General features: G+C 49.5%; 11 protein-coding genes. All 11 read right to left on the bottom strand.

Going from position 1 to position 13,214, the window contains the following annotated elements:
- Positions 1–17 precede the first annotated feature (17 nt).
- On the bottom strand, positions 18–2,348 hold the full coding sequence (gene pcrA, locus ACLIN2_RS03740; protein WP_092267368.1) for a DNA helicase PcrA: 2,331 nt from the start codon (positions 2,346–2,348) through the stop codon (positions 18–20).
- A gap of 109 nt (positions 2,349–2,457) precedes the next feature.
- Positions 2,458–3,282: a VanW family protein gene (locus ACLIN2_RS03735; protein WP_092267369.1), complete on the bottom strand. Its 825-nt coding sequence runs from the start codon at positions 3,280–3,282 to the stop codon at positions 2,458–2,460.
- Between the two features lie 715 nt (positions 3,283–3,997).
- The gene (locus tag ACLIN2_RS03730; protein ID WP_411503240.1) at positions 3,998–4,612 is read right to left on the bottom strand and encodes a hypothetical protein; all 615 of its coding nucleotides are present in this window, start codon (positions 4,610–4,612) and stop codon (positions 3,998–4,000) included.
- A 24-nt stretch (positions 4,613–4,636) separates the two neighbouring features.
- Positions 4,637–5,254: a hypothetical protein gene (locus ACLIN2_RS03725; RefSeq protein WP_411503239.1), complete on the bottom strand. Its 618-nt coding sequence runs from the start codon at positions 5,252–5,254 to the stop codon at positions 4,637–4,639.
- Between the two features lie 72 nt (positions 5,255–5,326).
- A complete protein-coding gene (locus ACLIN2_RS03720; protein ID WP_411503238.1) occupies positions 5,327–5,743 on the bottom strand; it encodes a hypothetical protein in 417 nt (138 codons plus the stop codon).
- A 141-nt stretch (positions 5,744–5,884) separates the two neighbouring features.
- On the bottom strand, positions 5,885–6,244 hold the full coding sequence (locus tag ACLIN2_RS03715; protein WP_411503237.1) for a hypothetical protein: 360 nt from the start codon (positions 6,242–6,244) through the stop codon (positions 5,885–5,887).
- A 190-nt stretch (positions 6,245–6,434) separates the two neighbouring features.
- A complete protein-coding gene (mglC, locus tag ACLIN2_RS03710) occupies positions 6,435–7,454 on the bottom strand; it encodes a galactose/methyl galactoside ABC transporter permease MglC (RefSeq protein WP_092267373.1) in 1,020 nt (339 codons plus the stop codon).
- A 20-nt stretch (positions 7,455–7,474) separates the two neighbouring features.
- The gene (locus tag ACLIN2_RS03705; protein WP_400588109.1) at positions 7,475–8,992 is read right to left on the bottom strand and encodes a sugar ABC transporter ATP-binding protein; all 1,518 of its coding nucleotides are present in this window, start codon (positions 8,990–8,992) and stop codon (positions 7,475–7,477) included.
- A 240-nt stretch (positions 8,993–9,232) separates the two neighbouring features.
- A complete protein-coding gene (locus ACLIN2_RS03700) occupies positions 9,233–10,339 on the bottom strand; it encodes a galactose ABC transporter substrate-binding protein (protein ID WP_092267375.1) in 1,107 nt (368 codons plus the stop codon).
- A 123-nt stretch (positions 10,340–10,462) separates the two neighbouring features.
- Positions 10,463–11,440, bottom strand: coding sequence for a substrate-binding domain-containing protein (locus ACLIN2_RS03695; RefSeq protein ID WP_411503236.1), 978 nt, complete (start codon positions 11,438–11,440; stop codon positions 10,463–10,465).
- 4 nt (positions 11,441–11,444) lie between these two features.
- On the bottom strand, positions 11,445–13,211 hold the full coding sequence (locus tag ACLIN2_RS03690) for a sensor histidine kinase (RefSeq protein WP_092267377.1): 1,767 nt from the start codon (positions 13,209–13,211) through the stop codon (positions 11,445–11,447).
- Positions 13,212–13,214 lie beyond the last annotated feature (3 nt).

The following is a 13,214-nucleotide window of genomic DNA, read 5'->3' as shown; positions in this document are numbered from 1 at the left end:
ATACCGATTCCACTACATTAACCCCGTTCGATTGGAGCAAATTTGGCCAGCAGCTTCTTGATTCCGGTTGGGCTTGGGAACGCAATATCCAGCTCTTTGTCGTCTCCGGTTCCTTTTACTTTTACGACTGTCCCTGTGCCCCATTTGCCATGCTTGACCCTGTCGCCAACTTTCCAATCCACGCCAGCCGCAGCACCGTGGCCTGGGAGTTTGTCTCCCGCTTGGGCTGCCGCCGGACGAGCAAACGGCGAGCCTGCTGTCGCTGCAGAGCGCTGTGCCATGCCTACGCGAGGTGCACCTGTTTGGAAGCCTCCGCCACCAAAAGCAGAGCGTCCGGCTTCACGTTGACCGAAGCCTCCGCCCCCACCGCTGCCGTAGCCTCTATCTGCAACGGGACTGCCATCGAGCAGCTCTGCCGGAATCTCCTGCAAAAATCTAGAAGGCGCATTGACATTCGTCCGTCCAAAAAGAGTCCGCATCCGGGCGCAGGTCATAAACAGGCGCTCCTCCGCACGAGTGATTCCTACATACGCGAGGCGGCGCTCCTCCTCCATCTCGGACTCGTCAAAGAGCGAGCGGCTATGCGGGAAGACCCCTTCCTCCAAGCCCACGAGATAGACGACCGGAAACTCCAGACCCTTGGCACTGTGCAGCGTCATCAGAACGACCTGTCCTTCCGCAGAAACTTCCTCCTGCGCACCGTCATCGCCCAGCGAGTCGATGTCTGCCACCAGCGCGAGATCCGTCAGGAAGGCGAGCAGGCTTTTGTCTTCGTTCTTGCGCTCGAACTCTTGCGTAACGGAGAGAAACTCCTCGATGTTCTCCAGACGCGCCTGTGCTTCCAATGTTTTGTCTTCCTTCAGCATTTCGCGGTAACCCGAGCGCTTGAGCACTTCCTCCACCAGCTCTGTGACGCTCAGATAGTCTGTCATTTGCATCAGACTCGTAATGAGGTCGTTAAAGGACAGGATCGCATTGGTCGTGCGCGCAGGCAGCCCCATGTATCCTGCCTCCTGGATCGCCGTGAACAGCGACTGGCCATTTGCATTGGCGTAAGCTTGCAGCTTGTCTACCGTCGTATCCCCGATGTTGCGCTTCGGTACGTTGATCACGCGCTGCAGGCTGATGTCGTCATCCGGATTGGAAATCAGGCGCAAGTAAGCAAGGATGTCCTTGATCTCTTTTCTGTCGTAGAACTTCGTACCGCCCACGATCGTATACGGAATGTTCGACTTGATGAACACTTCCTCCACCACACGGGACTGGGCGTTCGTCCGGTACAGGACGGCGAACTTGTCGTAGCTCTTGTACTGCGCCATTTGTCTGCGGATCGAGTCCACGATAAAGTAAGCCTCGTCATGCTCGGAATCGCCCTGGAAGCAGCTGATTTTCTCACCGCTTACGTTTTCTGTCCACAGCTTCTTTTCCTTGCGCAGCTTGTTGTTCGCGATGACCTGGTTGGCTGCTTGCAGAATCGTTTTGGTAGAGCGATAGTTTTGCTCCAGTTTAATCATTTTCGCTTCGGGATAGTCTTTTTCAAAGTTTAAAATGATGGAAATATCTGCACCGCGCCATTTGTAAATACTTTGGTCAGCATCCCCTACACAGCAAACATTTCGATGCTTATCTGCCAGCATGGAAATCAACAGATACTGGGCACGGTTCGTATCCTGATACTCGTCGACGTGGATGTAGCGGAATTTTTTCTGGTAGAATTCCAGCACTTCCGGCACTTCTTTAAACAGCCGGACAGTCGTCATGATCAAATCGTCAAAGTCCAGAGACTGATTGTTTCTCAGCTTCTTCTGGTATGCCTCGTATACCTTGGCCGCCACCTGGGAGAACGGATCCCCTGCCAGACGTGTGAACGTCTCTGGGTCGGTCAGCTCGTTCTTCGCCGTGCTGATCGCCGCCAAAATAGAGCGCGGCTCATACTGCTTCGGATCGATGTTGAGATCCTTCAAGCATTGCTTGACGACGGACAGCTGATCTGACGCATCCAGGATGGAGAAGCTACGGTTGATCCCCAAACGGTCAATATCTCTGCGCAGGATGCGTACGCACAGGGAGTGGAAGGTCGACAGCCAGGCATCCTGTGCCGCTGCCCCTCCGATGATGCTCGCTACGCGATTTTGCATTTCCCGCGCGGCTTTATTCGTAAATGTAATCGCCAAAATACTCCATGGCGCTACTTGCTTGACGCTGATGAGATAAGCGATGCGCTGAGTGAGCACCTTGGTCTTGCCACTACCCGCTCCGGCCAGAATCAATACGGGCCCTTCCGTGGTCAGAACAGCTTCCCGCTGCTCCGGATTTAAACCTGCTGTGATGCGATCAACAGAAGACATATGTATAAGTCCACCTTTCACGTTCCTAAAGACGAAAGCATATGTTCCTATTTTCTCACAGAATGGAGCCAAGTTCCAGTTTGTATACGGAATAGGAAACATCCTCCTCTTATTTTTGTCCGGATTGCCTACAGACAGCCTCTGGCAAGAGTGGCTCATACATCATCATCGCTCGATTTTCCGTTATCCATTCTTCCTGCAGCCACTCTCCGTCCAGTGCGTACACATGGCGGTAAAGTTGGTTGGCACGCTCATATCCTCCCCATAGGGATGGCTGCATGGTGTGTTCTTTTTCTACAATCTCATACTTTCGTGTCGGCGGCATGTCTGAACGCCATTCCCCCATCAAATGCGTATCCGTCACATAAACGTGGAGCTGAAAGGCATGGCTGGTCCGATTGGCGATCTGCAAATCGAGGTAGTTGTAAAAGCAGGTCGCTCCGCTGCCAAACGGCTGCGTGCGATTCGCATCCGGAAAAACATCGTAGCTGTGCCGATGCCGCTCCGTCACGGATAGTGGCGTGTGCAGGGTCATCCAATACAGCAGGTTGGATAACTGGCACAGTCCGCCCCCCACTCCTGCCATCACTCTTCCATGTGACAGCAGCATCCCGTCTAGATAGCCTTTTTGACGAGTCGGCTTGCCAATCAGCCGCCAGTAGGAAAACGTCTCCCCTGGCTGCACCACGATCCCGTCCAGACACTGCGCAGCGAGCCGCAAATTCGTGACTTTGTTGTGCTGCATCCACATCTCGACGTCCTGAAGCTTTCGCAGCAATATTGTCTGGTGCTGAAAGTGGACATGCGGCAATAATTCAGTCTGACGTTTGCGCGCGTATTCCTTTCGCCCTAACAGCCATTGCACATGCCGCTTCCACCGATAGTAGCAAACGCCAGCAGCCAGTCTCCATCTGCTGCGATTCATCGGTTTCATCCCGTTCCCTCCCATACTTTTCTCATACAGGAGTAGACGAAATAACATTCCATTTTGTTACAAATGCACCATCATCCGCAGACATTTTGACCCAGTAGAAAACTTGGCTTGCCAAGCTAGGTGGCGTAGCCGTAGCTGCCCTTATGCTGGACAGGAATCTAGTAAACTTCTCTCTGTATAAAAAACCCCCGAACCAGTGGGGAGTGTTGACAAAAGGGTTAGGATTTTTGTCCCAACCCTTTTGTCATCGATTTTTTATCTTAATCTCCTTAATACATTCAAAGTTTTTGCCCAGTCCCCGACTAGGTTCTTGCTTTAATCATTCGTTTTATGTTTTATGTTTAAAGCCAACGCTGAGGAGAGGCAGTGTTCGAGTGTGTTTCGAATGCCTCTCTTGTACGTTTTGGCTAAATTGTGTGCGCGTTTCATGGTAATGTGAAAGAGGACCCTCTTTATTTTTCGAAACGGTCTTGACCCGGTAAAGCACTGACCCCGCAGCGGGCATTCCTTGCAGCCTTTTTGTTTTGGCAGCGTAATTTTTTTGTAGCCTTCCTTACCTCCATCTCCATACATAATTTCACAATTTGGTCGAACCCATCTTGAGAAACGGTGCTTTATTACTTTGTCAACACTCCCTTTAAGCCTATGTGCCTTTTTCTTCTACTTGCTACTTATTCAAATGAAGTGTTCAAAATTTTATCGTTTCATAAATATCTTATTGAGTATATTTTTTCAGATTTTCTTTCTTTAATTTATTGAAGTGTTCAACTTCATCCCCAAGATATTCTCTATCCTGTACGTCCTCGTAAGATCTAAATTTTTTGAGTTCCTTTAATGTACTAGTCTCATTTAAATCATACTTTCCTTGATACAAACCTAAAACAGAATAGTTTCCATCCTTTTTAGTTCTTAAATACAGTAGATATTTCCCTTTTTTATTCATCAAGTTATATCCTTCAATTGAATAAAAACCGTTCTCACTTATGTATGCTGGCTCGTAAACTCCTATTTCCTCTCCTTTAGAAACCTCTCCCTGGTGTACTTTCTTCACCTCAACACTTGTTAATGTATTCGTGTAAGTGTCTCCCTCTTCGTACCCCCAAACCTTGGTCTCACGTTTTCCAGAGAATTTTACTTCTGCAATAATGTCTGCAGCGTTCTCGAGTGCCTTTATATCCGTGAATGATGCATAAGAAGCATCACGTATGGAAACATCTTTTTCTATTGAATTTGTTTCGTTTGCCGCTTTAATACTTGTTGAAGTTGAAAAATAAAGTGAAGAACCTAGTATTAAAGCGATTGCACTAACTGTAAATAAAGTCTTTTTCATTTAACTTAACCTCCTTATAGCTTATTAATATTTATAGTCCAGATTATCTAAATCGAGTTGGGTAAACTCGTCGTAATCAAAGAATATTGGATTACCCCAAAAACTCGTTTCAACTGTTCTCATGACCGAATCAGCTTCTGGGTTGTGCTTTAAGGAGAAAACGTGCCCGGTCTCATGTAAAACTGTCCAATCTCTATTAGCAGCAGTCATACCATCGTTGTCCATTAATTCATAATTTAATTGAATCTTTGCCCTATCCCACTGATCTCCAAATTGGGCCTCTACATAATTATCACTTGAGTTAATTTTATATGGCGTCATTAATCCATACCAATCATCGGTATAGTCGTTAGCATAATATCTCAACTCTGCGTCACCTGAAGAATTTACTCTCCAAAAGTTAAAGTCAGAACCGATTTCATTATTCACTTGATTTTCAAAAACTAATCTTGCATTTGCAGTCTCGTCATCAAGGTTGTATGTATCGATTGTAGAACTCTCCCAATAATCAAAATCTTCTATTACATTTTCTGAAAACCCCCCTAACCACAATGCATCCCTTCCGTGAAGATCTGCATAGGCAATGCTTGATATTGATGTCAGAGCTGTGAGTAGGGATAGAGTAACAACAATTTTATTCAATTCAATACCTCTATTGACAAAATATGTAATATTTTGTCATTCTAACAGAAATGAATATAATTGGAAATATATTCATTTGAATATTTTTGAAATCTCAATTATTTTTTCAATAATTTCGGAATCACCTGAAGCTGAGTAGTATTTCTTATTAATTTCAATAATCAGATTGTTGTTTTGTGATGTATCCATCTTTTCAAGTGGAACGATAATTGTTGCATGATCATAAGAACCTATAAGATTCTTTGATTTATAGGGATCATACTCTTGAATTTCACCAGAAATTTTAATTGTAGGAAGTAGATCATCAAAAATTTCATCAATTTCTTTTTTTGTTGATGGCGTCCATTCAGCCACAGCTGAACTGCTCTGGAAATCAACTAAGTCATCTTCATTAACTAAGATCTTTATTTGTTCTTTATACTGGCTGTTATCAACCTCTGAACTGCACCCACTTATTAATAACAAAGAGATAAGATAAAAAGCTCTCATGTTAACCCTCCCAATAAACTTTTTTAAATTATAACCATAAAAAGTAAAAAATGGGTCTATTTTTAAACTCCCCAACCAATCCCAATTATCCTATTAGCAGAACTCAGAAACAAAAAATCTGCACTTATGCACTTACCCCTTTCAAGTAGACAGACATAAAAAAGCATAAGCAACCAGTGTGTTTTTGTACGCAACGGGAGCACACTGGTTTAGTTGCTTGCCATCCTTCTTCGGAATGTATTGACGCTTGACGGGCTGCGGATGGTGGTTGCCTTCTTTAAGAAGTCGTTGACATTCGTGTAAGAAAAACACTTCGCCTCGCTTCTCAATGTCCGCTAACGTCTCTCCGTCAATCCCATGCCGAGCCCCGTACGCCGGAGGATTCTTCGCAGTCGCTCCCAGCTCTAAACAGCTTCCTTGGCCTTCATCCATATGAGCGAGATTCGGCTTCCACTTTTCCCTCTTGCACTTCGATACGCTTCTGCGCACAGATTTCCCCATACGCAGGTATCCTAGCTACACGGGGGCGTTTCCCCTCCCGCGACCGGACTTTTACCAATTAGAAGATGCCTCTGGGCACGCCTCAAACATAAAGAAACCGTATAGAAAAGTTCTACACGGTTCAGGTTCCTGGAAAACCCAATTATTCATTATTTTGTCAATATTCCAATGCAATCGGGGGAAATACGTCTTATTTCTTTGCCAAGTATTTGCGGATGTCAAACGCAACAGCCGCTACAATAATCAACCCTTTAATAATCAGCTGCCAGTACGGATTCACACCGATAAACGTCAGACCGTAGTTAATGACACCAAAGATCAGGACACCTGCCAAGACACCTGGTACGGTACCAATCCCACCCGATGTCGAGACACCACCGACGACGCACGCCGCGATGGCATCCAGCTCGTACATGTTTCCGTAGTTGTTGGTGGCACCGCCCGTACGCGCCGACTCCAGCACGCCGCCCAAGCCGTAGAGACCGCCAGCGATTGCGTAGATAATCATCAGGTTCCAAGCAACGTTGATCCCGGAAACAGTCGCCGCCTGCATGTTGCCTCCGATGGCGTACATGTTCTTTCCGAGCCGTGTCTTATTGAACACGACCCAGACGAAGAAGGCGACTACGATGGCGATAATGACGATGTACGGGACAGAATAGGGGCCGCTCGGGCCGATGAATCCTGTCCCCAAATGCCCGAAGTCCTGCCGCAGTCCTCCAATCGGCTGCGACTGGTTGGGTTCCATATCAAAGTAAATCGAGTTGACGCCGTAAACGATGACCATCGTACCCAAGGTGGCGATAAACGGCGGCACGCTGAAGCGTGATACGATGATCCCGTTGATCAGCCCAACAAGCAAGCCTGCTGCGATCGCGATCAAGATCGGAATCAGCAGCGGCAAATCAGGCAAGTCAGGGAAAAAGCGCCGCGGATAATCCTGTGATTGCAGCATGGAGGCCGAAATGACAGCCGTCAAGCCGACCACGCGACCTGCGGAAAGGTCTGTACCGCCTGTGATCAATACGAATGCCGCCCCCAAAGCAATGATCGCCCGGGTCGACGATTGCAGCAAAATATCCCGAAGTGTCGTAATCGAAAGGAAATTGGTATCGTAGACAGCGATTCCGGCGATCAGCACGACCAGAACGATGTAGATGGCATTTTGCGTAACGAAGCCTTGTATGCGCTTTTGAGTCAAACTGCTCATGTGAGATCCTCCCTCCCTGGTCAGCCCAAATGCATGGTAGCCAGTCGCATGATTTCTTCTTCTGTCGCATCTGCACCGGCAATGATACCGGAGAGTCGTCCATCGCACATGACCATGATCCGATCTGACATCCCGAGCAGCTCGGGCATTTCAGAGGAAATCATGATAATGCTTTTCCCTTGCCTTGCAAGATCTGCAATGATGGAATAGATTTCGTACTTGGCGCCGACGTCTACACCACGTGTAGGCTCATCGAGCAGCAAAATATCCGGTTCAGTCAAAAGCCACCTCGCCAGCAGTACCTTTTGCTGGTTGCCGCCCGACAGGTTTTTGATCAAAGTCTTCATGGAAGGCGTCTTCACCCTCAGCTTGTCGATGTTCTGACTGACATCCTCCCGGCGCTTGCGTTCGTTGAGCAGCAGGTAGCGGGTCTGGTAGTTGGCCAGATTGGCGATGACGGTGTTTTCCAGAACAGGCAGGACGGGAATGATCCCGGTTACCCTGCGTTCCTCGGTCAAAAGCGCCATTTTGTGCTTCTTCGCTTCTTTCGGAGACTTGATTCGCACCTCTTTGCCATGCAGATGCACCTTCCCCGAGCGGATGGACCGCAAGCCGAACAGCGCTTCGATCAACTCTGTCCGCTGTGCCCCCACGAGTCCCCCTACCCCTAGAATCTCGCCTTTGTGCAGCTCGAAGGAAACGTTTTGGAAAGATTCTGCAAAAGCAGACGTCAACCCCTCAACCTTCAGCACGACATCCCCTGGCGTATTGCTTTTCTGCGGGTATCTCTGGGTCAGATCGCGCCCTACCATTCTGGAGATAATCAGATCGGTCGTCAGCTCCGAGGCAAGCCACGTCCCGATCAGCTTGCCGTCGCGCATGATGGTCACGTCATCGGAGATTCTCAGGATTTCCTCCATCTTGTGAGAAATATAGATGATCGCGACTCCCCTGCTCTTCAGTTCATGGATGATGGTGAACAGCTGCTCCACTTCGTTTCCTGTCAAGGAAGACGTAGGTTCGTCCATCACGATGACTTTGGAATGATAGGAGACCGCCTTGGCGATTTCAAGTGATTGCACCTTGGAAACGGAGAGATTGCGCACGATTTCATGCGGGTGCAAATCCATTCCCAGATCCTCAAACAGCTTTTTGGTGTCGTTCACCATTTTTTTCTCATCCACAAACGGAAAAGGACCAAGCTTTTTGACTGGAAACCGGCCCAGCCAGATATTCTCCATCACATTTCGAAAAGGAACGGGATGCAGCTCCTGATGGATCATGGAGATTCCCCGCAGCAAGGCATCCTTCGAGCTGCCCAGTGTCACACTCTCGCCGTTCAGTACAATTTCGCCGCCGTCCGGCTTGTATATTCCAAACAGGCATTTCATCAAGGTTGACTTGCCTGCCCCATTTTCCCCCATCAAGGCGTGCACCGTTCCTGGCCGTACACGCAGCGTAACGTCGTCGAGTGCCTTCACACCTGGGAACTCTTTCGATATATTTTTCATCTCGAGCAAATAAGCGTTTTGAGCCATGCCGATGCCTCCTCGCTGTGAAAGTCTACGTCATGAAGTATGTGTCTGGTGTGTTCCCCACCAGTATGCGTCTGGTGTGTCCCCCACCAGTATGCGTCTGGTGTGTTCCCCACCAGTTTGAATCTGGTGTGTCCCCCACCTAAGCAGGAAAAAAGGCAAGGGAGACAGATCGATTCTTCCATCAACCGACTCCCTCGCCTTATCCTCGTCCCCTGTCAGCCCACTGCCAGCAAGAGGCTTTTATTTCGCGTCCGCCATGTTTTCTTTCGTGATTTTTTTATAAGGAACCCAGACATATTTGCCGTCTGTGATGTCAAAGCCAGTGGTATCCTTGTTTGGCGTTTCTCCTTTTGCCAGAGCTGCCGCGATGTTCAGTGTCGCTTTTCCTTGGTTGTTTGCGTCGTTGAGCACCGTACCGAGCAGAGTGCCAGACTCCAGCTCTTTGAGCGCTGGCGCTGTCGCGTCTACCCCGACGACTGGCATGTATTTTCCGTTTGTAAAGTAACCCGCTGCCTTCAACGCTTCGATCGCACCCAGTGCCATGTCATCATTGTTGGCAAGCACGGCTTCGATCTTGTCGCCGGATGCAGCAAGGAATGCCGCCATTTTCTCCTGTCCTTTTACGCGATCCCACATCGCTGTATCCTCGGCCACTTTTTCCACCTTGATACCAGCGTCTTCGATAGCTTTGACGGAGAACTTCGTGCGCAGCTCGGCGTCCTGGTGACCCGGCTCGCCTTTGAGCATGACGTACTGCAGTACGCCGTCTTTGTTTTTATCCGCTTCCGGATGAGCCTTCCAGTAGTCGACGAGCAGCTGGCCGGAGATCGTACCGGACTCTTCTGCTTTCGCGCCTACGTAGTAAACTTTGTCCCACTTCTGCATATCCTCTGGCATCGGCTCGCGGTTGAAGAATACGACTGGGATGTTCGCTTGCTTGGCTTTGTCGATGATGACACCAGCCGCCGTACGGTCAACCGGGTTGATGGCGAGAGCGTTTACTTTTTTGTTGATGAACAAATCTACTTTGTCATTTTGCGTTGGCTGAGCATTTTGGCTATCAACGATGTCTACCTCTGCCTTGCCTTCAGCCGCTTTGGAAATCGCGTTGCGTACACCCGTCATGAACGTGTCGTCAAATTTGTAGATCGCCACACCGATTTTCGGGTTGGCTGCCGGTGCTGCTGCAGGAGCTGGTGCTGGCGTGGAAGACGCAGGTGCTGCGGCTGGTGCCGGCGTGCTGCCACCCCCTGATGCGGCGGGCTGCGAACCTCCAGAAGATTGGGAACAACCGACCACCGAAAGAGTGACCGCTGCAACCAGCGTAGTTGCCATTAGCTTTCTCATGAAAACTTCCCCCTTTATCCCCTATGTGTACATCTGATATATAAAAAATGTAAGCGTTTTCCATCGCGGTTACCATCGAAAATCCTACGCTTTTTTATCAAAATTCTCATCAGTTTTTCTTTGTTATTTGACGAAGGGGAACAGCAGCTTCTGATTTTCCGACCAAAACATGTTTTCCCGATCGATCACCTTGGTTCCGGTGTCTACCCTTCCCGGCACCTGCTTGCCCTCGCTCGCATCCAAAGCGTATTTGATGCCGAGATAGCCCATCGAAAACGGCTTCTGGATGATCGTCGCAGAGATGACGCCTTCCTGCAAATACTCCAGTACCTCCGGCGGGCTGTCGATCGCCACGATTTTGACTTCGGACTGCATGCCCATTTTCTCGATTTCCTCGGCAGCTCCGATGGCTGTATTGGCGTCCAGCGCAATCATTCCTTGGACACCTGGATTGTGATGAATCAGCTCGCGGGTCAGCTCTCCTACCAGCTTTTTGTCCAACTGGACGTAGTCGACAGGCACGAGCTCTACCTGCCGATCCTGCTGCAGGACGTCACGGACGCCTGCTTCTCTGCTCATGACATTCGCTGTACTTCTGCTTGTGCCGAGCAGAGCGATTTGCCCTTTCTTGCCGATCAGCTGGATCATCTTTTCGGCTGCCTTTTTGCCCATATCGTAGTTGTCCGTCCCGATATAGCTTTTTACCTTTTCCGCCTGGCCCTCGGTATCGAGTGTGAGGATCGGGACCCTCTCCCCGCTCAGCTTCATCGCCTCTTCCAGGACACGGTCTTCGCTCGGCGCGACCACGAGCGCGTCATACCCGTCGAGCGTCGCCTGCTGGACAAGCTCCATCTGGCTCTGCGAGTCCTCTTCGTAGTCGGGCGCGTAAAAGTTGAGATTGAGGTCGTATTCCCTCGCCGCCATTTCCGCTCCCAGCTTCACCGTACGCCAGTAGTCACCATGCTTCATACGCACGATCAGGGCAATCGTCTTTTTCTTGTCCGACCTCGGCGCATCCAGCCGAGATTCACAGGCGTACAAAACACCTACCGCCACCAAAAGCACCACAATGAATAACGCGTATCGTTTCATGGATCCCATATGGTCAACCCTCTTGTCCGTAGCCCTGCAAGCAGGGAATCCACACCTTGACCACGGTCCCTACCTCCAGCTCGCTCTCGATTTCTAGCCCGTACTCATCGCCAAAGGTTAAACGGATTCGCTCGTGAACGTTATGAATACCGACACCCGATCCCCCCTCGCTCTTGTACGAGCCTGTCAGGACTTGCTCACGCACCACTGGCAACATCCCGAGGCCATTGTCCCTTACCTGAAGCAGGACTTTTCCCTCTGACAGCGAGGCGGATATGTGGATCTCGCCTGGGTCTGCCATGTGCTCAATGCCGTGGTAGATCGCATTCTCCACGATCGGCTGCAGCAGCAGCTTCACCGTTTTGCAGGCGAGCACCGCATCCTCGGCTTCGATCTCGTACTCAAATTTTTGCTTGTAACGCATTTTTTGAATGATCAGATAATGCCGAACATGCTCCAGCTCTTCCTGAACCGTAATCATATTCTTCCCTCTGCTTAAGCTGATACGGAACAGCTTGGACAGCGATGTGATCGTCGTAATCACGTCTTCGTTTTTCCCGATGCCGACCATCCGGACGACAGAATTGAGCGTATTGTAGAGAAAATGCGGGTGAATCTGCGCCTGCAGCACTTCCAGCTCGCTCTTGCGCTTGGCCTCCTGCTCCTGGATGATTTGGCTCATCAGCTCCCTGACTTTCGCCATCATCAGGTGAAAGCGCAAAGACAGCTGCTCGACCTCCTGGCTCCCTCGTATCGGTTCATTGACCGTAAAATCACCCTGCTCCACCCGCTCCATCGATCGCTCCAGCATCTTGATCGGCTTTGAGATTTTTGCCGAGATATAGGAGAGCACAAACAGCACCATCACGATGACAAAGATCAACAGCCAAATAATAAACCTGCTGATCTCGCTTTTCGTGGTGGCGATCTCATCCATGTAGGAGACACCGATGATCTTCCAGCCGAGCTGATCGACCGTCTTGATGGTGATGAGGCGCTTGTCACCCTCTGCCTCGTCCACGTAGCTGCCGTACGAATACTTCAGCGGCAGCGAGCGGTTTTCGTTTTTGAGGCCCACGTAAATGAGCTGCTGCTGTGGATGGTAGACGATATTTCCGACCAGATCAATGATGTAGGCATACCCTCGCTTGCCCAATCCGACTCGCTGGCAAAGCTCGTCGATTTCCTTGAAATTCACATCGACCAAGAGTACTGCCGGAATATCTCCCCGATCTCCTTTGATCGTGATTCCCCGACTCATGGATACGACCCATGTATACTCGCCTTTGAACAGATTTTGAATATGCGGCAAAGAAAAGGACAGATTGTTCGGATCATCGATGGCAGATTGAAACCAGCTCTGCTCCGTCAGCTTGCTGTTTTTGCGCATCGGCTTTGACGGCGTCCCCATCAAAAGCTCTCCCTTTCGGCTGAAAACGGCGATGGAAACAATATCCTTCCGTGTTTCCACGATAGCCTCCAGCTGCTCGTTCAGCTTTTCGGAGGTGATGCTCTGGCTTCGTCTGATCTTGTCGTCCACCAGCTCAAAAATCTGCGTCGTCCCGTTGAGGTAGCTGTCCAGATTGTATTTGACCTGCTCGAGAATTTGCTGGGTATTGAGGAACGCATTCTGTTCGGCGGTCTCCGAGAACTTGCTGTACAGCATCACTCCCACAAACAGCACGACGAGCACCGTGACGAGCGTAAAGGAGGTGGTAATGATAAACTGAATGCTCTTGGCCTTGATTGCGTCCACCACGCCAAACAGGAGCTTTTTCATCGC

The sequence above is a fragment of the Brevibacillus centrosporus genome, from assembly GCF_046622605.1.
GTDB lineage: Bacteria > Bacillota > Bacilli > Brevibacillales > Brevibacillaceae > Brevibacillus > Brevibacillus centrosporus.
The sequence above is the reverse complement of the archived record's forward strand: the minus strand, read 5'-3'. Positions and strand labels throughout refer to the sequence as shown.